This window comes from Streptomyces sp. NPDC005533 (assembly GCF_042871845.1).
GTDB lineage: Bacteria > Actinomycetota > Actinomycetes > Streptomycetales > Streptomycetaceae > Streptomyces.
This window is the reverse complement of sequence record NZ_JBIAJH010000028.1, coordinates 1-22,738: the sequence shown is the minus strand read 5'-3', so window position 1 is coordinate 22,738 and position 22,738 is coordinate 1. Positions and strand designations below refer to the sequence as shown.

At 72.5% G+C, this 22,738-nt stretch carries 23 protein-coding genes; 12 read left to right on the top strand and 11 right to left on the bottom strand.

Features of this window, described 5'->3' with window-relative positions; all coding sequences use genetic code 11:
* Positions 1-37: 37 nt before the first annotated feature.
* Positions 38-757: a hypothetical protein gene (locus ACFYP3_RS25615; RefSeq protein ID WP_388836831.1), complete on the top strand. Its 720-nt coding sequence runs from the start codon at positions 38-40 to the stop codon at positions 755-757.
* A gap of 90 nt (positions 758-847) precedes the next feature.
* On the opposite strand, the gene ACFYP3_RS25610 is transcribed toward ACFYP3_RS25615, so the two are convergent.
* Positions 848-1,273, bottom strand: a complete 426-nt coding sequence (locus ACFYP3_RS25610; protein WP_388836828.1) for a MarR family winged helix-turn-helix transcriptional regulator — start codon at positions 1,271-1,273, stop codon at positions 848-850.
* A 94-nt stretch (positions 1,274-1,367) separates the two neighbouring features.
* On the opposite strand from ACFYP3_RS25610, the gene ACFYP3_RS25605 reads away from it, so the two are divergent.
* The 3 genes from ACFYP3_RS25605 to ACFYP3_RS25595 all read left to right on the top strand — a co-directional run bounded on the left by ACFYP3_RS25605 (position 1,368) and on the right by ACFYP3_RS25595 (position 3,791).
* The gene (locus ACFYP3_RS25605; protein ID WP_388836825.1) at positions 1,368-2,390 is read left to right on the top strand and encodes an NADP-dependent oxidoreductase; all 1,023 of its coding nucleotides are present in this window, start codon (positions 1,368-1,370) and stop codon (positions 2,388-2,390) included.
* Positions 2,391-2,454: 64 nt separating this feature from the next.
* Positions 2,455-2,877 carry an organic hydroperoxide resistance protein gene (locus ACFYP3_RS25600; RefSeq protein WP_388836822.1) on the top strand — a complete coding sequence of 141 codons (423 nt, stop codon included), beginning with the start codon at positions 2,455-2,457 and terminating at the stop codon, positions 2,875-2,877.
* Positions 2,878-2,987: 110 nt separating this feature from the next.
* On the top strand, positions 2,988-3,791 hold the full coding sequence (locus ACFYP3_RS25595) for an EI24 domain-containing protein (protein WP_388836994.1): 804 nt from the start codon (positions 2,988-2,990) through the stop codon (positions 3,789-3,791).
* Positions 3,792-3,828: 37 nt separating this feature from the next.
* On the opposite strand, the gene ACFYP3_RS25590 is transcribed toward ACFYP3_RS25595, so the two are convergent.
* Positions 3,829-4,716, bottom strand: coding sequence for an NAD(P)-dependent oxidoreductase (locus ACFYP3_RS25590; RefSeq protein ID WP_388836819.1), 888 nt, complete (start codon positions 4,714-4,716; stop codon positions 3,829-3,831).
* A gap of 97 nt (positions 4,717-4,813) precedes the next feature.
* On the opposite strand from ACFYP3_RS25590, the gene ACFYP3_RS25585 reads away from it, so the two are divergent.
* From ACFYP3_RS25585 to ACFYP3_RS25575, 3 genes are all read left to right on the top strand, one after another.
* Positions 4,814-5,152, top strand: a complete 339-nt coding sequence (locus ACFYP3_RS25585; RefSeq protein ID WP_388836816.1) for a winged helix-turn-helix transcriptional regulator — start codon at positions 4,814-4,816, stop codon at positions 5,150-5,152.
* A gap of 202 nt (positions 5,153-5,354) precedes the next feature.
* Entirely contained in the window at positions 5,355-7,019 is a 1,665-nt protein-coding gene (locus ACFYP3_RS25580; RefSeq protein WP_388836813.1) for a hypothetical protein, read from the top strand.
* A gap of 13 nt (positions 7,020-7,032) precedes the next feature.
* Positions 7,033-8,619: a DUF2142 domain-containing protein gene (locus tag ACFYP3_RS25575; RefSeq protein ID WP_388836811.1), complete on the top strand. Its 1,587-nt coding sequence runs from the start codon at positions 7,033-7,035 to the stop codon at positions 8,617-8,619.
* 23 nt (positions 8,620-8,642) lie between these two features.
* Here the strand turns inward: ACFYP3_RS25575 and ACFYP3_RS25570 are convergent, their stop codons facing one another.
* On the bottom strand, positions 8,643-9,359 hold the full coding sequence (locus ACFYP3_RS25570) for a carbon-nitrogen hydrolase family protein (protein WP_388836809.1): 717 nt from the start codon (positions 9,357-9,359) through the stop codon (positions 8,643-8,645).
* A gap of 129 nt (positions 9,360-9,488) precedes the next feature.
* Entirely contained in the window at positions 9,489-10,067 is a 579-nt protein-coding gene (locus ACFYP3_RS25565) for a TetR/AcrR family transcriptional regulator (RefSeq protein ID WP_388836806.1), read from the bottom strand.
* A gap of 150 nt (positions 10,068-10,217) precedes the next feature.
* Here ACFYP3_RS25565 and ACFYP3_RS25560 point away from each other — a divergent pair, with 150 nt between their 5' ends.
* A complete protein-coding gene (locus tag ACFYP3_RS25560) occupies positions 10,218-12,677 on the top strand; it encodes a glycoside hydrolase family 3 protein (RefSeq protein ID WP_388836803.1) in 2,460 nt (819 codons plus the stop codon).
* A gap of 109 nt (positions 12,678-12,786) precedes the next feature.
* Here ACFYP3_RS25560 and ACFYP3_RS25555 read toward each other — a convergent pair whose 3' ends face one another.
* The gene (locus ACFYP3_RS25555) at positions 12,787-13,683 is read right to left on the bottom strand and encodes an SGNH/GDSL hydrolase family protein (RefSeq protein WP_388836800.1); all 897 of its coding nucleotides are present in this window, start codon (positions 13,681-13,683) and stop codon (positions 12,787-12,789) included.
* Positions 13,684-13,931: 248 nt separating this feature from the next.
* Here ACFYP3_RS25555 and ACFYP3_RS25550 point away from each other — a divergent pair, with 248 nt between their 5' ends.
* Positions 13,932-14,426, top strand: coding sequence for a DUF3145 domain-containing protein (locus ACFYP3_RS25550; RefSeq protein ID WP_030711304.1), 495 nt, complete (start codon positions 13,932-13,934; stop codon positions 14,424-14,426).
* Between the two features lie 69 nt (positions 14,427-14,495).
* Here the strand turns inward: ACFYP3_RS25550 and fabF are convergent, their stop codons facing one another.
* From fabF to ACFYP3_RS25525, 5 genes are all read right to left on the bottom strand, one after another.
* Complete coding sequence (gene fabF / locus ACFYP3_RS25545; protein WP_388836797.1) at positions 14,496-15,761, bottom strand: beta-ketoacyl-ACP synthase II; 1,266 nt, start codon at positions 15,759-15,761, stop codon at positions 14,496-14,498.
* A 79-nt stretch (positions 15,762-15,840) separates the two neighbouring features.
* Complete coding sequence (locus tag ACFYP3_RS25540; RefSeq protein ID WP_388836794.1) at positions 15,841-16,089, bottom strand: acyl carrier protein; 249 nt, start codon at positions 16,087-16,089, stop codon at positions 15,841-15,843.
* Positions 16,090-16,145: 56 nt separating this feature from the next.
* On the bottom strand, positions 16,146-17,150 hold the full coding sequence (locus ACFYP3_RS25535) for a ketoacyl-ACP synthase III (RefSeq protein WP_388836792.1): 1,005 nt from the start codon (positions 17,148-17,150) through the stop codon (positions 16,146-16,148).
* 19 nt (positions 17,151-17,169) lie between these two features.
* Positions 17,170-18,087, bottom strand: a complete 918-nt coding sequence (locus tag ACFYP3_RS25530; RefSeq protein ID WP_388836789.1) for an ACP S-malonyltransferase — start codon at positions 18,085-18,087, stop codon at positions 17,170-17,172.
* An 89-nt stretch (positions 18,088-18,176) separates the two neighbouring features.
* Positions 18,177-19,394, bottom strand: coding sequence for a helix-turn-helix domain-containing protein (locus ACFYP3_RS25525; RefSeq protein ID WP_319721479.1), 1,218 nt, complete (start codon positions 19,392-19,394; stop codon positions 18,177-18,179).
* A 92-nt stretch (positions 19,395-19,486) separates the two neighbouring features.
* Between ACFYP3_RS25525 and ACFYP3_RS25520 the strand changes: the two genes are divergently transcribed.
* On the top strand, positions 19,487-20,140 hold the full coding sequence (locus ACFYP3_RS25520) for a pirin family protein (RefSeq protein ID WP_388836786.1): 654 nt from the start codon (positions 19,487-19,489) through the stop codon (positions 20,138-20,140).
* On the opposite strand, the gene ACFYP3_RS25515 is transcribed toward ACFYP3_RS25520, so the two are convergent.
* Positions 20,137-20,955 (bottom strand): serine hydrolase domain-containing protein, encoded by an 819-nt coding sequence (locus ACFYP3_RS25515; RefSeq protein WP_388836991.1) that lies wholly within the window; start codon positions 20,953-20,955, stop codon positions 20,137-20,139. The genes ACFYP3_RS25520 and ACFYP3_RS25515 overlap by 4 nt on opposite strands.
* A 78-nt stretch (positions 20,956-21,033) precedes the next feature.
* Between ACFYP3_RS25515 and ACFYP3_RS25510 the strand changes: the two genes are divergently transcribed.
* Positions 21,034-21,417: a MerR family transcriptional regulator gene (locus ACFYP3_RS25510; protein WP_388836783.1), complete on the top strand. Its 384-nt coding sequence runs from the start codon at positions 21,034-21,036 to the stop codon at positions 21,415-21,417.
* Entirely contained in the window at positions 21,414-22,433 is a 1,020-nt protein-coding gene (locus ACFYP3_RS25505; RefSeq protein WP_388836781.1) for an aldo/keto reductase, read from the top strand. The genes ACFYP3_RS25510 and ACFYP3_RS25505 overlap by 4 nt, the downstream gene beginning before the upstream one ends.
* The last annotated feature ends 305 nt before the right edge of the window (positions 22,434-22,738 follow it).

Sequence of the window (22,738 nt, the reverse complement as noted above, 5' to 3'; positions counted from 1 at the left end):
ACGGATGTTGCCGCGGACCGCGTAGCCTGCGGGCGCCATGAACTACTGCCACGCATGCCGGAGGCACCTCAACGGCGCACTGGCGTGCGCCGGATGCGGAACCCCCGCCGAGTACCTGGTACCCGCCGCGCCCGTAGCCGTGCCCGCCCCCGAGGCGCCGGCCCCGGAGCCGCCGCCGGTCCTGGCCGACGTGTTCGCGGACTCGCTGGTCGTGCTGTCCGCCCCGAGCGAGCGCCGGCAGGGCGCGCGCCGCCGGGCCACGCACCGCAGGCGCCGCCGGACCGTGCTGACCATCGGGCTCGGCCTGGCCATCGCGCTCGGCGGCTCGCTGGCGGTGGCCCGCATGGCCACCGACGGAGAGCGCACCGACCGGGCCGCCAACGTGGTGCTGACCGACGACGGCCCGCAGCAGCCCGCGCCGCTGCCGGACGGGCCGACGGCCGGGGCGCCCACGGGGCCCGGGAAGGCCACTGCCAAAGCCCCCGCGGGCCCGAAGAAGTCCGGGTCCGCAGCGCCCTCCGAGGGCGCCGCCCAGCCCGGGCCGAGCCCGTCGGCCGCCGAGCCCGCGCCCGTGACGTCGGGGCCGGCGACCAGCACTCCCGGCCCGGTGGGATCCGTGCGGCCCAGTTCCTCGGGCAAGCCCTCCCAGAGCGTCACCGGCTCCGCGCAGACGCCGCCCCCGCCCCCGCCCCCTCCGACGCCCAGCCCCACGCCCAAGAACTGCGGCTTCCTGGGCATGCTCTGCTGGGGCGACTGACCGGGGCGCTGGGCGACGGACCGGAGCGCGGGCGACTGGCCGCAGCGATGTCCCGGCCGGGCCCGCCGGTCCGACCGGCGGGAGGCCCCGCTATCCGCCGATCATCCGCTTGAGCAGGTCCCGCAGCACCGCCCGCTCCGCCGGGGACAGCCCGGCCAGCGGTTCGCGGGCGAAGTCCAGCGACTCGCGCAGCCGCTCCGCGGTCTGCAGCCCCTCCTCGGTGGGCGCGGCCAGCTTGACCCGGCGGTCGGCCGGGTCCGGACGCCGCTCGACCAGGCCGCGGGTCTCCAGCCGGTCGACTATCCCGGTCACGTTCGAGGGCTCGCACCTCAGCTTCTGCGCGATGCGGCGCATCGGCGTCGGCTCCAGGGAGAGCATGGTGAGCACCCGGGCCTGCGCACCGGTCAGCTGGTGGCTGGCGGCCGCGTGCTCGTACTCCATGTGATAGCGGGCCACGACGTCGCCGATGAGTTCGACGACCTCGACGGTCACTGGGTCTGCGCGACGACTGGGCATGGATCCAGCCTACCCGTTTACTTGACAACATGAAATATCCAGGCGCATGGTTGTTTCACCTAGTGAACCAATTCGTTCTTACCAGGAGCGCACCATGTCTGAGATCCCCGCCGTGAGCCGCGAGTGGCACCTCGTCCGTCGCCCGCAGGGCTGGCCCGTAGCCGAGGACTTCGCCCTGCGCGAGGCCCCCGTGTCCGCCGAGCCCGCCGCCGGCCGGATCCTCGTGCGCAACCTCCACATGTCCGTGGACCCCTACATGCGCGGCCGGATGAACGACGTGAAGTCCTACGTCCCGCCGTTCCAGCTGGACGAGCCGATGCAGGGCGGCGCGGTGGGCGAGGTCGTCGCCTCCGCCGCCGAGGGCTTCGCCGTCGGTGACCACGTGCTGCACCACCTGGGCTGGCGCGAGTACGCCGAGCTCGACGCGAAGTTCGCCACCAAGGTGGACGCCTCGCTCGCCCCGCTCTCCGCCTACCTCGGCGTCCTCGGCATGCCGGGCCTGACCGCCTACGCCGGCCTCTTCGAGGTCGCCTCCTTCAAGGAGGGCGACGCCGTCTTCGTCTCCGGCGCCGCCGGTGCCGTCGGCAGCCTCGTGGGCCAGTTCGCCAAGATCAAGGGCGCCTCCCGGGTCGTCGGCTCCGCCGGCTCGGACGACAAGGTGAAGCTGCTCACGGAGAAGTACGCCTTCGACGCCGCCTTCAACTACAAGAACGGCCCCGTCGCCGAGCAGCTGCCGGCCGCGGCCCCCGAGGGCATCGACGTCTACTTCGACAACGTCGGCGGCGACCACCTGGAGGCCGCCATCTCCTCGATGAAGGTGCACGGCCGCGCCACCCTGTGCGGCGCGATCGCCGGCTACAACGACACCGAGGCCGCCCCCGGCCCGCGCAACCTCATGCAGGTCATCGGCAAGCGCCTGCGCCTGCAGGGCATCCTCGTCGGCGACCACGCCGGACTGCAGCAGCAGTTCGTCCAGGACGTCGCCGGATGGCTGCGTTCCGGTGAGCTCCGGTACGACGAGACGGTCGTCGAGGGCGTCGAGAACGCCGCCTCCGCCTTCCTCGGCATGCTGCGCGGCGAGAACACCGGAAAGATGATCGTTTCCTTCACCGGTTAGGCTCACTGCACACCGTCGTGACCGTGGGCGCGAGTCGCGGCGATTACCAGGAGGATTTCCTTACATGTCCATCCAGCAGTCCGACGTCGCGTACACCGCCATAGCCACCGCCGAGAACGGCCGTGACGGGCGCGTCGCCACCAACGACGGCCAGCTCGACGTCGTCGTGAACCCGCCGAAGGAGCTCGGCGGCAGCGGCGCCGGCACCAACCCGGAGCAGCTGTTCGCCGCCGGCTACAGCGCCTGCTTCCAGGGCGCCCTGGGTGTCGTCGCCAAGAAGGTGAACGCCGACATCTCCGGCTCCACGGTCACCGCCGAGGTCGGCATCGGCAAGAACGACGAGGGCTTCGGTCTGATCGTCAAGATCTCCGCCGTGATCCCGAACGTGGACGCCGCCACCGCCAAGGACCTCATCGAGAAGGCCCACGAGGTCTGCCCGTACTCCAAGGCGACCCGCGGCAACATCACCGTCGAGCTCGCCGTCTGATCCGGCACCGCTCAGCGAAGGCCGCCCCCCGGTCCGGGGGGCGGCCTTCGCCGTGGACGGCCGCCTTAAACTGGCCGCATGCGTGATCTTGCGGGGGTTTCCGGTATCTGCTGGCCGGCCAGCGGTGGGTGTTCCGGCACGGCCGGTGGCTGGGCTTCGGACTGCTGCCCGGGCTCGTCTCGCTCGTCCTCTACGCCGGCGCGCTGATCGGCCTCGGCTACGGGGCCGACGACCTGAGCGCCTGGGCCACCCCGTTCGCCGACGACTGGTCCGCACCGTGGACCGGGCTCCTGCGCGGCTTCCTGACCGCGCTGGTCTTCGGCCTCGGGCTGTTCCTCGCGGTGATCACCTTCACCGCCGTGACCCTGCTGATCGGCCAGCCCTTCTACGAGTCCCTCTCGGAGCAGGTCGACCGCAGCGAGGGCGGCGAGGTCCCGCAGTCCGGGCTGCCGCTCTGGCGGGAGCTGTGGATCTCGGCCCGCGACAGCGTGAGGGTGCTCGGCCGGGTACTGCTGTACGGGATCCTGCTCTTCGCCCTCGGCTTCGTCCCGGTGCTCGGGCAGACCGTGGTCCCCGCGCTCGGGTTCTGCGTCTCCGGGTACTTCCTGACCCAGGAGCTCACCGCCGTGGCCCTGCAGCGGCGCAAGGTGGACCTCACCGACCGGCTCGCGCTGCTGCGCTCGCGGCGGATGCTGGTGCTCGGCTTCGGGGTGCCGCTCGTGCTGGCGTTCGTGGTCCCGCTGGTCGCGGTGTTCCTGATGCCGGGCGCGGTGGCCGGGGCCACCCTGATGGCGCGCGACCTCATGGCCGTCGACGGGGCCCCGTCCGCCGAGGCGGCGCCGGGTGGCCCGGCCGCGCCGCAGGACCCGTCCGCCCCGGCCGGCTTCGGCCCGCCGCCGCCCGCGTACTCGTAACCGCCGCCGCCTGCTCCTCACCGCGCCGCCGGGCCGGCTACCGCTTCAGCAGCAGGAGGGCCCCGACCGTGTCCTCCCCGCCGTGGGCCACCGGGTCCGCGGCCAGCCGGCGCCGGAGCAGGTCCACGTACGGGGCGATCAGCTCGGTGCTGACGCCCTGCTCCTCGGCGGTCCGCAGCATGGTGCCGCTGCCCGCGACCTGCATGGCCAGGTTGGACACCACCCCCGAGGTGAAGTCCCGCGAGGTCAGCCGCTCGGCGGCGTTGCCGACGAAGAAGCCCATCGCGCCGAGCCACTCGGACAGCAGCGGGGCCAGGTCCTTCGGGGCGATGTCCTCGCCCTCGATCAGGGCGTAGGCCTGCGAGATCCCGGCGAACATCCCCCACATCGCGCTGAGCAGGGCCACGTCGTGCAGGGCGGCGTGACTGGCGTCCTCGCCGACGAAGCGGGCCCCGGCCGGGACCTCCAGGACCTCCCGGTGGGTGTCGAAGAGTGCGCGCGAGCCGCTGTAGAAGACGTACCCGCCGGCCTCGGGGACGCCGATCATCGTCGGCGTGGCCATGATCCCGCCGTCCACGAACCGGGCCCCGCGCTCCTTCGCCCAGGCGGCCCGCGCCCGGCCCTCCGCCGGGGTGCCGGTGGTCAGGTTGACCACGTCCTTGCCGGTCAGGTCGATGCCGTCCAGGGCGGAGCCGACGGAGGCGTCGTCCAGCAGGCAGAGAACGACGAGCCCGTTCGCGGCGACGGCCTCGGCGGGGCCGGCCGCGACGAGGGCCCCTTCGGCGGCCAGTGCCGCGGCCTTGGCTGCGGTGCGGTTCCAGACGGTGAGGCGGTGCCCGGCGGCGAGCCAGGTCCGGGCGAGGGCGGTGCCCATGTCACCGAGTCCGAGCAGGGTGAGCGAGTACCGAGGTGTGGTGTCAGTCATGGCGACTAGCCTGCTGGCAGGGTGTGAGGGGCTCAAGTACGCACTTCGGAGTGGGTGGTTACCCCGAGGTGAGCGAACAGGTGGGGAGGGGTGCGCGATGGCGGTGGCACGAAGGCCCGGTGCCGATCACTGCGGGATCGCCGCGGCGATGTCGGTGATCGACGGCAAATGGAAGGTTTCGCTCCTGTGGGAGCTGGAGCGGAGCCCGCGGCGCCGTTTCGGGGAACTGCGCAGGCTCGTCCCCGGAGTCTCCGAGAAGGTGCTCGCCGCGCAGCTGCGCGAGCTGGAGCAGGACGGCATCGTCCACCGCGAGGTCCACGATGAGGTCCCGCCGCGCGTCGAGTACTTCCTGACCCCACTGGGACAGGAAGTGAACGAAGCCCTGGAGGCCCTGGGGGAGTGGGGTGCAAAACACCTGCTTCCGGACTCCGCGTAGCCGACTCGTGATCGACTGACGGCCTCCGGCACCCCCCGGTGGGCCCGTAGTATGCAGGGCGGCAGCAAGTGCCGAGGCCGTCTCTCACTGCCTTCGAGTCCGCCCTGGCCGGGCCTCCGGGAGAACCCCGGAACCGGGCAGCGGCATGCCGCGCCACGACCGGCCGCCGGGCCGAGGACCGACCAGCAGTAGGGACACAGCAGTGACAGTCAGTACCGAGGGCACGGTCGCCGTGCTGCCCCCGGGCGGACCGGCCGCGCCCGCCCGCCCGATACCCGCCGCCCGGCGCGGTCTCGGTTCGCGCGGCACGCTCCTGCTCCTCGAAGCCGTCGTCGCCTTCGGCGCCGCGCTCGTGCTCCCGCTGCTCGCCGTCCGCTTCAAGCTCGACCCCCTGGACCGGATCGCGCAGGTCAGCGGCCTCGCCGCGATCCAGCTGCGGTTCGCGCTCGTCGGTCTGCTCTTCATCGGCGCGGTGGCGCTGGCGATGCGGCTGCGGGGAGGCCGGCACTTCGACCTGGCCGCCCGGATCGCCGCCGCCGCCCTCGCGGGCCTGGCCGGCGGCTTCGTCGCCGCCGGCGCGGTCGTCGCCCTCCACGGCACGCCCTGGCCGATGTTCGGCCTCAACGGCGACAGCGGCCGCATCGTCGAGTGGGCCCACGCCGTGGCCAACGGCCGCCCCTCGGGCTCGCCGGTCTACCCGCCGGCCCCCCTCTACACCCTCGGCTACTACGCCGAGTGGTTCCGCGGCGGCAACACCGCGTACGCGTTCAAGGACCTCCAGATCCTCGGCGCCGCCGCCTTCGGACCGCTGGTCTACCTCTGCTGGCGCATGCTGCTCGGCCCGGTCCGGGCCCTCGCCTTCGGCGTGGCCCCGGCCTTCGCGCTGATCGACGCGTACAAGCCGTACAGCCAGACCGTGCTCGTGGTGCTCGTCCCGGTCCTGGTGGCGATGGTGGTGTCGCTCAGCCGCACCGGCACCCAGGGCTGGCGGCCGCTCCTGCTCAAGGGCGCCGGGTTCGGCGCGCTCCTCGGCGTGCTGTTCCTCACCTACTCGGGCTGGTTCCTGTGGAGCGCGGCGGGGGTGCTGTTCGCCGCGCTGCTGTACTTCCCGTGGCGGACCGGCCGGCTCGGCCGGCTCAAGGGCGCGGCCTTCCTCGGCGCGTCCCTGGCGGCGTTCCTCGTGGTCGCCGGGCGCTACCTCGCGGTCATGCTGACCGAGGGGCAGACCACCAAGGACTACAACTTCCGGTTCGACAACTTCACCGACCCGGCGTACTACCTCATGTGGCGCACGGACATGCCCGGCAAGGTCGGCGAATGGCCGCCGCCCGGCGAGTACGGCGGCGTCGGCCTGTTCGCCCTCGTCACCTTCGTCTGCCTCGGCGCCGCGATCTGGCTGGGCATCCGCAGGCCGATGGTGGTCACCGTCGCCGCGATGTTCATCAGCGCGTGGGTGATGCGCATGTACATCGCCTCGCACATGTACGAGACGCAGACCGTCCAGCTCTACACCCGCACCAACAACCAGCTCCTCTACTGCGGGCTGCTGCTGTGCGCGCTGGTCGTCCACCTGGTCTCGCAGCGGATGGCCGCGCGCCGGGCCGAGTCCGCGGGCACCACGGGAGGCGCCGGATTCCCCGGCCGCGAAGGCGCGGTGATCGGAACCCTGTGCGCCCTGCTGCTGCTCCTCGGCACCGTCTCCTCCTCGATGGCCGACCGCTACATGCCGGCCAAGGAGAACACCTACCGGATCCTGCCGTGGGTCTCGCACACCATCACGCAGCAGGACGGCAGCTGCCCGCAGTACGCGCCCGGCGGTACCTGCTCCAAAGACGGCGACCAGAGCTGGCTGAGCTTCATCCGATGACCCGGGGGAACCGATGATCTCCGCACTGACGCGGCTGGCCGACTGGTCCGCCGGCACACCCAGGCGGCTCTGGCTGATCTCGTTCGCGCTGTTCTTCGCGCTCACGGGCTCCTGGTCCGCCGCCAGCCCCATAGGCGGCTCGCCCGACGAACACGCGCACTTCGTCCGCGCCGCGGGCGCCGCCCGGGGCCAGATCAGCGGACCCCTGGTGATGGTCCCGCACCGGGTGGCGGGAATCGACGGACAGTTCGCCGAGGCCGGGATGCGACTCCCGGAGTGGTACGGGAACCTGGCCACCGTCCACGAGTGCTACGCGTGGCGCCAGTCCCAGCCCGCGTCCTGCGCGCCCTCGCTCGGCCACTCCGAGAAGATCGTCCAGGTCCCCACGGCGGCCGGCCGCTACCACCCGGCCTACTACCTGGCGGTCGGCTGGCCGAGCCTGCTGGTCGACGGCCCCAAGGGGCTGTACCTCATGCGCTTCGTGTCGGCGCTGCTCTGCTCGGCCCTGCTGGCGAGCGCGGTGGTCACGGCCGCCGAGTGGCGGCGGCGCTCGCTCGCGGTGCTCGGCGTGCTCGCCGCGGCCACGCCGATGACGCTCTACATGTCCGGCATGGTCAACCCCAGCGGCGGCGAGATCGCCGCCGGGATCCTGGTGTGGACGGCCCTGCTGTCGATCGTCCTGTCACCCGACCCGGTGCTGCTCAACCGCCGGCTGGCCCGACTGGGGATCGGCGGCCTGGTGCTGATCAACATCCGGCCGCTCGGACTGATCTGGTTCGGCGGCGCGGTGGTCTTCTGCCTGCTGCTGACGCAGCGGCGCGGAGTGCTGGGACCGGTGCTGCGCCGCAAGGCCCTGTGGCTGTGGGCGGCCCTGCTGGGCCTGGCGACGGCCGGCGCGCTGCTCTGGGCGGTGAGGCACCCGGACCGTTCGAAGATAGACATCCCCGACTCGCTCACCGCGGGCGTGGCCGCCAAGCGCACCCTCGGCAACACCGACTGGTACATCAAGCAGATGGTCGGCTTCTTCGGCTGGCTGGACACGCCGGGCCCGGCGTTGCTGTACCTGGTGTGGATGGGGGTGCTCGCGACGCTCGTCGTGCTGGCGCTGGTCTACGGCCACCGGCGCGACGTGGTGGCGGTGCTCGGCATGCTGGTGGCGGTCGTGATGGTGCCGGTGGCCGCGCAGGCCTCGGAGGCGGAGCGGATCGGCATGGTGTGGCAGGGCCGCTACCTGCTGCCCTTCGCCGTCGGCCTGCCGCTGATGGCCGTACTGATCTGCGCCACCCGGGTCCCCGAGCGCGGGTTCCCGCTGCGCCGGCTCGTCGGCCTCTGTGTCGGCGGCTTCGCGCTGGCCGACATCGCGGCCTTCTACTGGACGCTGCGCCGGTTCGCCGTCGGCAACAAGGCCTCGTGGGTGCCGACCTCGGCGCACTGGGCCCCGCCCGGCGGCTGGGTCCTGTGGACCGGCGTGTACGCGGTGGCGGCCCTCGCCCTCGTGGTGCCCGCCCTGGTCTCGGACCGCAAGGCCGCCGCGCCGCGGCTCCCGGACCTCGACACGCCGCAGCCGGACCGCGCCGTGCGCGTGCCCGAGCCCGCCTGACGCACCCCGCCCGACGCGATCCGTCAGACGGCCGGGCCGATCTCGGCGGTCACCACGGACGGCGTACGGTCGTCCGCCTCGGCGAGCAGGGCGCCGCCCGGGGCCCACACGGCCGCCCGGCCACAGCCGGTCCACGGGCCCGCCGGGCCGACGTGGTTGGCGAGGACGACGTACAGATCGTGGTCCCTCGCGATGCCCGGGTACACGGCGGCGCGCTCGCCGATGCCGTCGCCCGTCCCGTACAGCGAGCTCGCCAGGTGCACCCGGCAGCCGTCGGCGGCGCTCCGGCCGTGCAGTTCGGGGAAGTGGTTGTCGTAGCAGACGCCCAGGGAGAAGCGGATCCCGCCGAGTTCGAAGCGTCCGTCACCCGTGCCGGGCGCGAAGAGGTCCCGCTCGTGCCGGAAGAGGTGCTGCTTCGCGTACGTCGTCACGTGCGCGCCGTCCGCGTCGTGGACCAGCGTCGCGATGGCGGGGCGCGGGCCGGCGGTGGGCAGGGCGACGTTGACGGCGGTGGCGATCCCGGCGGAGCGCAGCGGGTCCAGGCGCGGGTCGTCGGCGGCGGTCCACAGGCCGGGATCGGCCGCCAGCGCGTCCGGTTCGTATCCGGTGAGCGTGAGCTCGGGGAACACCACCAGCTCGGCGCCCTGTGCGCGGGCCGCGGCGGCGAGCGCGGCGGCCCGCACGGCGTTGGCGGGGACGTCGGCGGGGATACAGGTCATCTGGGCTGCGGCGATCTTCACGTGGCCCAGGATGGCGGACCGGTGGAGTCCGGGGGCATCCGGGGGGCGACGTGACGGCGCGGGCGCCCGGGCCGTACCTTCCGGATCTTCCCCGACCCGCGCCGCCCGGCGCGATCCGGGAGAGGCGGCCTAGGAGTCGGCGGAACCGCGGAGCAGGGTCAGGAAGGAACGGAAGGCGGCCGGCATGTCCACCGACTCGGGGGCGAGCAGCCACTGGTACTGGAGGCCGTCCATGACGGCCGTCAGCAGGGGGGCGGCCTGTTCCGGGGTGAGGCCCGAGGGCAGGCGGTCGCCGAACTCGGCGCGGAGGACCGCGGCCATCTCCGCGCGGACCTGCGCGTAGCGCGCGGTGAAGAACTCCCGCGCGGGGTGCCCGTCGGTGACGCTCTCGCCCAGCAGCGCCGAGAAGGTCTGCACGATGCCCGGGCGCATCGCGTTGTACTCCACCAGCGAGGCCAGCAGGTCCAGGCGCCAGGTGTCGGCCGAGGCGCGCGAGCCGCCGCCCGTGTCCCAGCGGTCGCGCTCCTCCAGCACCGCGACCAGCAGCGCCTCCTTGGTCGGGAAGTAGTGCAGCAGCCCCTGCTGGGTCAGGCCCACGCGTTCGGCGACCGCGCCCAGGGACGCCCCCCGGTAGCCGCGCTCCGCGATCACCTCGACGGCCGCGCGGACGATCTCCCCGCGGCGCTCCTCACTCCTCGCCCTGACCATCGCCCCGGCACCCCTTCCCGTCCGACTCCTGCCAGCAGGACCGTACGGCATCACGAGATTACGAAAAGGTCACGAACCCTACCGTTCACCAGGCAACAGGTCCACGATGGGGGCACCGCACCGCACCGCACCCATTGAGGAGGCACGGCCGTGACCGATGCCGAGCAGGTCCGCACCAGCGTCGTCGAGGTGGCGCTCGGGAAGCTCGATCTCGACACCAAGGCCCGGCTGCTGGCCGGGCAGGACATGTGGTCGCTGCCCGCGATCCCCGAGATCGGGCTGCAGTCCCTGGTGATGTCCGACGGCCCCATCGGGGTCCGCGGCGTGCGCTGGACCGCCGACGACCCGTCCATCGCCCTGCCCTCCCCGACCTCTCTCGCCGCCGCCTGGGACCCCGAGCTCGCCCGCCGCGCCGGCCGGCTCCTCGCCCAGGAGGCCCGCCGCAAGGGCGTGCACGTCCTGCTCGCGCCCACCGTCAACCTGCACCGCTCCCCGCTCGGCGGCCGGCACTTCGAGTGCTACTCGGAGGACCCGTACCTCACCGGCGTCATCGGCAGCGGCTACGTGAACGGCGTCCAGGACGGCGGGGTCGGCACCACCGTCAAGCACTTCGTCGGCAACGACGCCGAGACCGACCGGTTCACCGTCGACTCCGTCATCGCCCCGCGCCCGCTGCGCGAGCTGTACCTGGCGCCCTTCGAGGCCATCGTCGAGGGGGCCCGCCCGTGGGGCATCATGACCGCCTACAACCGGGTCAACGGCACGACGATGACCGAGCACCGGTACCTGGTCAACGAGGTCCTGCGCGGCGAATGGGGCTTCGACGGCTGCAACGTCTCCGACTGGATGGCCGCCCGCTCCACCACCGGCGACATCGAGGGCGGCATGGACGTGGCCATGCCCGGCCCCACCACCGTCTACGGGCCCGCCCTCGCCGAGGCCGTCCGCGCCGGGGAGGTCCCCGAGGCCGCCGTCGACGACGCCGTGCGCAACGTCCTGCGCCTCGCCGCCCGCGTCGGCGCCCTGGAGGGCGCGCCCCCCGTCGTCGAGACCGCCCCGGCCCCCGTCGACGGCCAGGCGCTGGCCCGCGAGCTCGCCGCCCGCGGCTTCGTCCTCGTACGCAACGAGGCCGGGCCCGGGGGAGGGGCCGCCCTGCCCCTCGACGTGTCCGCCGGCCGCACCGTCGCCCTCTCCGGCGCCGCCGCCCGCGACGCCCGCGTCCTCGGCGGCGGCAGCGCCACCGTCTTCCCCGAGCGGATCGTCTCCCCGCTCGACGGCCTCACCGCCGCCCTCCCGGACGGGGCGCTGACCTTCACCGTCGGAGCCGACCCCTCCGACGAGCTGGTCCCCGCCGACCAGGGCTTCGAGCTCCGCGCCGTCTGCCGCGACGCCTCCGGCGCCGTCGTCGGCGAGGGCAGCCTGCCGACCGGCCAGGTCCAGTGGATCGGCGACGACCTGCCCGCCGGCGCCACGTACGAGACCATGGCGAGCATCGAGGTCCGCGGCAGGTTCCTCCCGCGCGAGAGCGGCGAGCACGCCTTCGGCACCCGGGGGCTGGGCGCCTTCCGCCTCGCGGTCGACGGGCGGACCCTCTGGGAGGGCGTCCAGGAGATGGGCGACGAGGCCGACCCCTTCGAGGCCTTCTTCGGCGCCCCCAGCGAGCGCGCCCGCGTCACCCTCACCGCGGGCGAGCCCGTCGAGGTGTCGCTGACCTACCAGGTCCCCGACGTGACCGCGCTGCCGCTCAAGGCGATCATGTTCTCGCTGCTCCACCTCGGCCCGCGGCGCGACGCCGACGAGCTGATCGCCGAGGCCGTGGCGGCCGCCCGCGCCGCCGACACCGCCGTCGTGGTCGTCGCCACCACCGAGCGCGTGGAGTCCGAGGGCTTCGACCGGCGGGACCTCGCGCTGCCGGGCCGCCAGGACGACCTGGTGCGCGCCGTCGCCGCCGTCAACCCGAACACCGTGGTCGTCGTCAACGCCGGCTCCCCGGTGGAGCTCCCGTGGCGCGAGGAGGTCGCCGCCGTGCTGCTGGCCTGGTTCCCCGGGCAGGAGGGCGGGGCCGCGCTGGCCGACGTGCTCCTCGGCGACGCGGAGCCCGGCGGGCGGCTGCCCACCACCTGGCCCGCGCGGTTCGCGGACGCGCCCGTCACCGAGGTCGTCCCCACCGAGGGGCGCCTGGAGTACGACGAGGGGCTCTTCATCGGCTACCGGGCCTACGAGAAGCACGGCGTGACCCCCGCCTTCCCCTTCGGGCACGGCCTCGGCTACACCGACTGGGCGTACGAGTCCCTGGAGGCCACCGCCGACACGGTCCGGGTCCGCCTCACCAACACCGGCGCCCGGCCCGGCCGCGAGGTCGTCCAGGTCTACCTCGCCCCCGTCGGCGACGACGCCGTGGAGCGCCCGGCGAGCTGGCTGGCGGCCTTCGCGGGCGTCTGGGCGGGCCCCGGCGAGACCGTCGAGGCGGTGATCGCCCTGCCCGCCCGGGCCTTCGAGATCTGGGACCAGGAGGCCTCCGGCTGGCAGCGGATCGGCGGCGCCTACGAGGTCCGCGCGAGCCACTCGCACGGTGACACGCGGCTGACGGCCACGCTCGACATCGGATAACACACCGTAACCATCGGAAATGGCCGGAAATCACCCCTGAAACACCCCTGAAAGCCGGTCCGGGGGCGAGACCTGACACTCGCCCCCGGACCCTCCGTGCACACCGGCGTCAACGCGGCGGTTCGGCGGCCGTCACCTGGCGGTGCGCCAGTTCCGCCAGCCGTGCCTGCCCGTCCTTGCCCGGATGGAACCAGTCCCAGCGGCTCAACTGGTCCGCCGCGAAGGGGTACTGGAACACCGCCCCGCCGTCGTAGCGGCACAGCTCGTCCTTCGCGCAGACCTCGCGCAGCACCTCGTTGTACTCGACCACCCGCGCCCGCACCTGCTCCCGCCGGGTGGTCGCCCCCGTCGCCGCCGACAGCGGGTCGGCGAGCATCGACTGACAGATCCCCAGCTTCCAGATCTGCCGCACCATCGGGAGGTCCTTGCCCTGCTCCCACAGCCGTTGGAGGTCCGGCACGCTGGAGACGTACACCTGGGAGGTGGGGGAAGCGGCCCGGAGCCCGGCGAGCGCCTTCTCGAATCCCTCGCGGAACTCCGCCACCGGCGTCATCGACGAAGCCGTGGGCCGGCAGGCGTCGTTCGAGCCCACCATGACCGTGACCAGGTCGGGCTTGTGCGCGGCGGCCCCCGCCAGCTGCCCCGGCAGGTCCGCCATCCGGGCGCCGGTCACCGCGTAGTTCCAGCTGCGGGCGGGCACCTCGGCGTCCCCGAGCAGCCGGGCGGCGAGAGAGCGGACCGTCGGGTCGTTCCCGGTGGCCCAGGAGACCTCCGGGCAGTCGGCCAGCACCGAACAGGCGTCGAAACCGCGCGTGATGGAGTCGCCCACGGCCGCGACCGAGGCGGGCGCCGTGTTCCAGCGCGGAGCGGCATGGCCCCCGCGCTCGCCCCCGCCGTCCGACCCGCCCGAGCTGCACCCCGTCGCCGTGCCCGCAAGCAGCACGGCAGCCGCGCCCGCTCCCGCGAGGATCCGGCGCGCGCGGGGGCGCGGAGCGGTGGTGCGCATGGGAAGGGCTCCTCCTTGTCGCCCCCGCACGTTCGGGGGGTCCTGCTGAGTGAAAGCTCTGTGTTTACGGGGTTCGGAGCGACCGTACGTCACACCATGACCCCTGGCGCACGGTAGCTTTTTCCCGTGGCGTTTCGGCCGCAGGTCCCGTTGCGCAATGTCAAATAATTTCCGTTACATTACATCACGTCACATACTGTCCGTTTTCTGGAGTTTATTCCCGACCTCGTCCACCACTGGAGGTCCCGGTGACGACACGTGGAGTTCTGTACGTGCATTCCGCACCGCGCGCGCTCTGCCCGCATGTGGAATGGGCTGTTGCGGGCGTGCTCGGGGTGCGGGTGAACCTCGACTGGATCAGGCAGCCCGCCTCCCCGGGCACCTGGAGAGCCGAGTTCTCCTGGCAGGCCGAAGCGGGCACCGCCTCGAAACTCGCCTCCGCGCTGCGCGGCTGGCACCTGCTGCGCTTCGAGGTGACCGCGGAGCCCTGTCCGAACGCCGAGGGCGAGCGCTACAGCTCCACCCCGGAGCTCGGCATCTTCCACGCCGTCACCGGCATCCACGGCGACATCCTGATCCCCGAGGACCGGCTGCGCGCCGCCCTCGCCCGCTCCGCGCGCGGCGAGACCGACCTGGAGGCGGAGATCTCCAAACTGCTCGGCAAGCCCTGGGACGACGAACTGGAACCCTTCCGCTACGCGGGCGAGGGCGCGCCCGTCCGCTGGCTCCACCAGGTGGTCTGAACACCCGTACGACGCGAAGGGCCCCGCACGGCAGTCGCCGTGCGGGGCCCTTCGTCGTGCCGTACGGGATCAGACGGTGCGGAACGCCAGGGTGACGTTGTGACCGCCGAAGCCGAAGGAGTTGTTGATCGCGGAGATCGGGCCGTCGGCCGGCAGCTTGCGGGGCTCGCCGCGCACGATGTCCGCGTCGATGTCCTCGTCGAGCTCGTCGACGTTGATCGTCGGCGGCGCCAGCCGGTGGTGGAGCGCCAGCACGGTCGCGACGGTCTCGATGCCGCCCGCGCCGCCCAGCAGATGACCGGTCATCGACTTGGTCGCGGAGATCGCGATGTGGTCGAGGTCGTCGCCCAGCACCTTGCGCAGGGCCTTCAGCTCGGCCGTGTCACCCTGCGGGGTCGACGTGGCGTGCGCGTTCAGGTGGACCAGCTCGGCCGGGTCGAGACCCGTGTTGTCGAGCAGGTTCTGCACCGCGGCCGCGACACCGCGGCCGGTCGGCTCCGGCTGCGCGATGTGGTGGCTGTCCGCGGACAGACCCTGGCCCAGCACCTCGCAGTAGACCCGGGCGCCGCGCGCGGCGGCGTGCTCGGCGGACTCCAGGATGACGACGCCCGCGCCCTCGCCCAGTACGAAGCCGTCACGGGCCTTGTCGTACGGACGGGAGGCCTGCTCGGGGTTCTCGTTGTTCTTGGACATCGCCATCATGTTGGCGAACGCGGCGATGGGCAGCGGGTGGATCGCCGCCTCGGTGCCGCCCGCGACGACCACGTCGGCACGGCCGGTACGGATCATCTCCACGGCGTAGCCGATGGCCTCGGCCCCGGAGGCGCACGCGCTGACCGGAGTGTGCACGCCCGCCTGGGCGTTGACCTCCAGGCCGACGTTGGCCGACGGGCCGTTCGGCATGAGCATGGGGACGGTGTGCGGGGAGACCCGGCGCACACCCTTTTCCTTCAGTACGTCGTACTGGTCGAGCAGCGTGGTGACACCGCCGATACCGGAGGCGATCACCGTGCCCAGGCGCTCGGGCGCGATCTGCGCGTCCTCGCCGGCCGGGGCGGTGTAGCCGGCGTCGGCCCACGCCTCGCGCGCCGCGATGACGGCGAACTGCGCCGAGCGGTCGAGCTTGCGGGCCAGCGGCCGGGGCAGGACCTCGCTCGGGTCCACGGCGGCACGGGCGGCGATGCGTACCGGGAGTTCGGCGAAGCGCTCGCCCTCCAGGGGCGTCACGCCGGAACGGCCGGCAAGCAGACCTTCCCAGGTCGAAGCGCTGTCGCCACCCAGCGGAGTGGTTGCGCCGATACCGGTGACGACCACGGTGCGATTGGTCGGGCTCACAGGAATTCTTTCTCCACGTCTCAGGGGGTGCTGAATTGTCACGGCGCCACCGCCAGGTGGCGACAAACGCTCGTCAGGCTCAGGCCTGGTGCTTCGCGATGTACTCCGCGGCGTCGCCGACCGTCTTGAGGTTCTTGACGTCCTCGTCCGGGATCTTCACGTCGAAGCGCTCTTCGGCGGCGACGACGACCTCGACCATGGACAGCGAGTCGACGTCCAGGTCGTCGGTGAAGGACTTCTCGATCTCGACGTCCTCGACCGGGATGCCCGCGATCTCGTTGACGATCTCCGCGAGACCCGCGACGATCTCTTCCTGCGTGGCGGCCATGTGGCGCTCCTTCTCTGGGTAACTGGGTGGAACGGACCGGGATGTGGATCCCGGTCCTAGGGGAGGGTAACGACCGTCGCGGCGTAGACGAGTCCCGCCCCGAAACCGATGACGAGCGCGGTGTCGCCGCTCTTCGCCGCCCCGGTCGCCAGGAGCCGCTCCATGGCGAGCGGGATCGAGGCGGCCGAAGTGTTGCCGGTGGTCTCCACGTCACGGGCGACCGTGACGTGTTCCGGCAGCTTCAGAGTCTTCACCATCGAGTCGATGATCCGCATGTTCGCCTGGTGCGGAATGAAGACGTCCAGGTCGTCCGCGGTGATCCCGGCGGCGTCGAGCGCCTGCTGGGCCACCTTGGCCATCTCGAAGACGGCCCAGCGGAAGACCGCCTGACCCTCCTGCGTGATGGCCGGGAACTTCTCGGCGGTGTCCTTGGCGCGGAACTCGTCCCACGGCACGGTCTGCTTGATCGTCTCGGACTTGTCGCCCTCCGAACCCCACACCGTGGGGCCGATGGCCGGCTCGGCCGAGGGGCCGACGACCACGGCGCCCGCGCCGTCGCCGAACAGGAAGGCCGTCGCACGGTCCTCAAGGTCCGTCAGGTCCGAGAGCCGCTCCACGCCGATGACGAGGACGTACTCCGCGGACCCCTCGACCACCATGCCCTTGGCCAGGGTCAGACCGTAGCCGAAACCGGCACAGCCCGCGGAGATGTCGAAGGCGGCGGGCTTGACCGCGCCGATCCGGTGCGCGATCTCGGTCGCGACGGCCGGAGTCTGCTTGAAGTGCGAGACCGTCGAGACGATCACCGCACCGATCTGCTCGGGGGCGACACCGGCATCGGCCAGCGCCTTCCCCGAGGCCTCCACCGACATCGCGGCGACCGTCTCCTCGGGCGAGGCCCAGTGCCGGGTCGCGATGCCCGAGCGGGAGCGGATCCACTCGTCGGACGAGTCGATGGTCTCGAGGATGACCTCGTTGGGCACCACGCGGATCGGGCGGTAGCCGCCGACACCGAGGATGCGGGCGTACGGGGAGCCCTTGGCCGGCTGGATCTTGGACATGCTGTGTGGGCTCCTTCTCTCAGGCCGTCAGTTCGGCGACGAGCGCCGCGGCCTTGTCGAGATCGTCCGGGGTCTTCAGCGCCACGCTCGGTACGCCCTTCAGCGCGCGCTTGGCCAGACCCGTCAGGGTGCCACCGGGGCAGAGCTCGATGATCCCCGTGACGCCCAGTGCGGCGAACGTCTCCATGCACAGGTCCCAGCGGACCGGGTTCGCGACCTGGCCGACCAGGCGGGCGACGACGTCGGCGCCCGTGGTGACGACAAGGCCGTCCTTGTTCGAGACGTACTTCAGCACCGGGTCCGCCGGGGAGAGGGCCTCGGCGGCCTTCTCCAGCGTGGCCACCGCGGGGGCCATGTGGTGCGTGTGGAAGGCGCCCGCGACCTTGAGGGCGACGACCTTCATGGAGCCTTCGGGCTTCTCGGCCTGCAGGGCTTCGATCTGCTCCATCGTGCCGGCGGCCACGATCTGGCCCGCACCGTTGATGTTGGCCGCGGTCAGACCCAGCTTCTCCAGGTGGGCGACGACCACGTCCTGGTCGCCGCCGAGCACCGCGGCCATGCCGGTCTCGGTGACGGCGGCGGCCTCGGCCATGCCGAGACCGCGGGTCCGGACGAACGACAGGGCGTCGGCCTCGGACAGGACGCCGGCGTAGGCGGCGGCGGTGATCTCACCGACGCTGTGGCCGGCGACGGCGCCGAAGGACAGGGAAGCGGGCAGGGCCGAGGCGGACAGCAGGCCCGCGGCGACCAGCAGGGGCTGGGCCACGGCCGTGTCGCGGATCTCTTCGGCGTCAGCGTTCGTGCCGTAGTGGGCAAGGTCCAGCCCGATGGCGTCCGACCAGGCGGCGACGCGGTCAGCGGCACCGGGGAGGTCGAGCCAGGGAGTCAGGAAGCCGGGCGTCTGAGCGCCTTGGCCGGGAGCGACGAGTACGAGCACCCTCACACTCTCTCTTGTGGATGGTCCCTGCCGCCCGTGGGGACAGGGACCAAGAACCGTCGGGGTAATTGTTGATGTCCGACAAAAGTCTAGGACTGGAGATCGCCGTCGGCCAGACGCCCCAGAATCAGGGCGATTCGCAGGGTGAACGCCGAGCGGACATCGGAAGGCGACCATCCGGTGACGTCGGTCACACGTCGCAGCCGGTAGCGCACCGTGTTGGGGTGCACGAACAACATCCGCGCCGCCCCTTCGAGGCTGCTCGCCTGCTCCAGGTAGACGCTCAGCGTCTCCAGCAGCGCCGACCCGGCCTCTTCCAGTGGTCTGTAGATCTCCTCCACCAGCTGTTCCCTGGCAGCGGGATCGGAGGCGATCGCGCGTTCCGGCAGGAGATCATCCGCCAACACCGGCCGCGGGGCGTCCTGCCACGCCGTACAGGCCTTCAGCCCGGCCGCCGCGGCCTGCGCCGACTTCGTCGCGTTCAGCAGGTCGGACACCACCGGGCCCGCCACCACCGGACCGGCCGCGAACGGCCCGATCAGCGACTTCGCCACCTGCATCGGGTTGTCGCTGCCGCCCGCGATGACGACCAGCCGGTCACCGAGCACTCCGGTGAGGACCTGCAGCTTGTGGTGGCGGGCCGCGCGGCGGATCGCCTCCACCGTGAGCTCGCTGTCCCCCTCCGGCGCGGTGCCGAGCACCACGCACACGTGTTCCGGGGAGTTCCAGCCCAGCGCCGCCGCCCGGGACAGCGCCCCCTCGTCGGCCTCGCCGGACAGCACCGCGTTGACGACCAGGGACTCCAGCCGGGCGTCCCACGCCCCGCGCGCCTCGGCGGCCTGCGCGTACACCTGGGCGGTCGCGAAGGCGATCTCCCGGGCGTACACGAGCAGCGCCTCGCGCAGGATCTGCTCGTCGCCCGGGGCCGCCACCTCCTCGATCGCGGTCTCCATGACCTCGATCGTGGTGCGGACCATCTCGACGGTCTGGCGCAGGGTGATCGCCCGGGTCAGCTCGCGCGGAGCCGTCCCGAACACGTCGGTCGAGATCGCCTGCGGGGTCTCCGGGTGCCGGAACCACTCGGTGAACGCGGCGATGCCGGCCTGCGCCACCAGGCCGATCCAGGACCGGTTCTCGGGGGGCATCGCCCGGTACCACGGCAGGGTCTCGTCCATGCGCGCGATCGCGTTGGCGGCGAGCCGGCCGGAGGACTTCTCCAGTCGGCGCAGCGTCGCGGTGTGCGGATGGGCGGGAGCGGGATGCGCGGAGTGTGTGGCGGGGGAATGCTCACGTTCGGGTTGAGGCACGTGACAAGACTGCCTTATCGGGACGGCCGCGCCGAGTCCGGTCCCGCCCCGTGACCGCGCCCCGGTCCCGTGTCGGGTCTACCGTGGCCCCCATGATTGATGTACGCCGCGGCTCCGACCGGTACGAGGGCGGGGACCCGGCCGCCGGGATCACCACCCGGCACGCCTTCTCCTTCGGGTCCTTCTACGACCCGGACAACCTGCGCTTCGGCCCCGTCCTGGCCTGCAACGAGGAGGTCCTCGCCGCGGGCGCCGGATTCGACGAGCACCCGCACAGTCACACCGAGATCGTGACCTGGGTCGTCGAGGGCGAGCTCACCCACCAGGACAGCACCGGCGAGAAGGGCCTGGTGCGGGCCGGGGACGTCCAGCGGCTGAGCGCCGGATCCGGCGCGCGGCACGTGGAGCGCAACGACGGCGTCGGGCGGCTGCGCTTCGTGCAGATGTGGCTCGCCCCCCTCGCCGCGGGCGGCGAACCCTCGTACGAGGTGGTCCGGGGCATCGCCGACGGAACGCCCTACGAGGTTCCCGAAGCCGGCGCCGTACTGCACGTGCGGCGGCCCGGCGCGGGCGAGCGGGTGGCCGTGCCGGCGGCGGAGCGGGTGTACCTGCACGTCGTGCGCGGTGACCTGCGCCTGGACGGCGAGGAGCTGGGCCCCGGGGACTCGGTGCGGATCACCGCGGAGCGGGATCTGGAGATCACCGCCGGGTCCCCGGGGGAACTGCTGATCTGGGAACTGGCCTAGGCCGAGCGCAGTTCGGCCAGGACCGCGTCCGTGAACGGGGTCCAGGCGGCCACGGCCCACGGGCCGAAGGCACGGTCCGTCAGCGCCACGCACGCGGCGCGCGCGTCCGGGTCCACCCACAGGAAGGTGCCGGCCTGGCCGAAGTGGCCGAACGTGCGGGGCGAGGAGGACAGCCCCGTCCAGTGCGGGGACTTGCCGTCGCGGATCTCCATGCCGAGGCCCCAGTCGTTGGGGGACTGGTGCCCGTACCCCGGCAGGACGCCCTTGAGCCCGGGATGCACGACGGAGGTGGCCGCGGCGACCGTACGGACGTCGAGCAGCCGGGGCGCCTGCAGTTCGGCGGCGAAGCGCACCAGGTCGGACACGGTGGAGACGCCGTCCTTGGCGGGCGATCCCTCCAGGGTGGTCCGCGCCATGCCCAGCGGCTCGAACACCGCCTGGTGCACGTACTCGGCGAAGGGGATGCCGGTGGCCTTGGCGATGTGGTCGCCGAGCACCTCGAAACCGGCGTTGGAGTACAGCCGGCGCTCCCCGGGCGGGGCCGACACCCGGTGCTCGTCGAAGGCCAGGCCGCTGGTGTGCGCGAGGAGGTGACGGACCGTCGACCCCTTGGGTCCGGCCGGCTCGTCCAGCTCGATCGCCCCTTCCTCGTACGCGACGAGCGCGGCGTACGCGGCGAGCGGCTTGGTCACGGAGGCCAGCGCGAAACGGTGGTCGACGGGCCCGTGGGCGCCGGCGACGCTCCCGTCGGCGCGCACGACGGCCGCCGCGGCCGTGTCCACCGGCCAGGTGTCGATGATCCGCAGGCTTTCCATGCCGTTGACGGCCTCCATGCTCTCCATGCGGCCGAGCCTACTTGCTTGGAGTGCACTCCAGGGTTTTAGCGTGGAGCCATGAGCCAGAGCCTGACGCAGACGCGGTACACGATCAGCGAGGTCGAGGCCCGGACCGGTCTGACCCAGCACACCCTGCGCTGGTACGAGCGGATCGGCCTGATGCCGCACGTGGACCGTTCCCACTCGGGGCAGCGGCGCTTCACCGACAAGGACCTCGACTGGCTGGCCTTCGTGGGCAAGCTGCGCGCGACGGGGATGTCGGTGGCGGACATGGTCCGGTACGCCGAACTGGTCCGCGAGGGCGGACACACCGTCGGCGAGCGCCGCGCGCTGCTGGAGCGGACGCGACACGAGGTGCGGGAACGCATCTCGGAGCTCACGGACGCGCTGGCCGTACTGGACTACAAGATCGGCATCTACTCGGGGAAGGCACAGCCATGACGGAAGCCACGAAGATCGACCAGGTCGAGCTCGGCAAGGGCGGCCCGCTGGTCGGCGTCCAGGGCCTCGGCTGCATGGGCATGAGCGAGTTCTACGGGGAGACCGACGAGGGGGCCGCCCGCGCGACCCTGGACGCGGCGCTGGCCGCCGGGGTCACCCTCTTCGACACCGCGGACGTCTACGGGCGGGGGAAGAACGAGGAGTTCCTCGCCCCGTTCGTGGCCGCGCACCGCGACGAGATCACCCTGGCCACGAAGTTCGCCATGGAACGCACCGACGACCCCGCCTACCGGGGCGTGCGCAACGACCGCCCCTACCTGCGCCGGGCCGTCGAGGACAGCCTGCGCCGCCTCGGCGTGGACGTCATCGACCTCTACTACATGCACCGGCGCGACCCCGCCGTGCCGTTGGCCGAGTCGGTCGGCGCCATGGCGGAGCTGGTGCAGGAGGGGAAGGTGCGTCACCTCGGGCTCAGCGAGGTCACCGGCCCCGAACTGCGCGAGGCGCACGCCGTGCACCCCATCACGGCGCTCCAGTCGGAGTGGTCGCTCTTCAGCCGGAACGTGGAGCGCAGCGCGGTGGGCGCGGCGGCGGAGCTGGGCGTGGCCCTGGTGCCGTACTCCCCGCTGGGCCGGGGCTTCCTGACCGGGTCCTTCGCGGACGCCACCGCGGAGCTGTCGCAGGACGACTTCCGCCGCCACCAGCCGCGGTTCAGCGGCGAGAACGCGAAGACGAACGCGGCGCTGCTGTCCCCGGTCCGGGAGATCGCCGAGGAGCTGGGGGCGACCCCGGCGCAGATCGCCCTGGCCTGGGTGCAGCAGCGCGCGGTGGTGCACGGGCTGACCGTGGTGCCCATCCCGGGCACCCGCAAGCCGGGCCGGCTGCGCGAGAACACGGCCGCGACCCGGATCACGCTCACGCCGGCGCAGCTGGCCCGTCTGGAGCCCATCGCCGCCCGGGTCGCGGGCGACCGCTACCCGGACATGAGCGCGACCTCGGAAGCCCGAGAGGGCTAGGTCGTCTCTTCCGGATCTTGCCTCGCCCGCGCCGCCCGGCACCGCACCTCGCCGTGTTGGCGGAGCCCCCCAGTACGTCCAGTACAAGGGCGCCCCGCCAACACGCCGATGCACGGCACCGGGCGACGCGGGCTTGACCGGCAAGATCCGAAAGAGACGACCTAGTGACCTGAGTCAGAGATTCACTGTTAGTCGGGCATGAGTCGTCCAGGCCCGAAGATTCCGCCGTTGTCGGTCACCGATGCCCAGCGGGCGGTGCTGGAGGGCTGGTTACGCCGCCGCACGACGGCTCAGGCTTTGGCCCA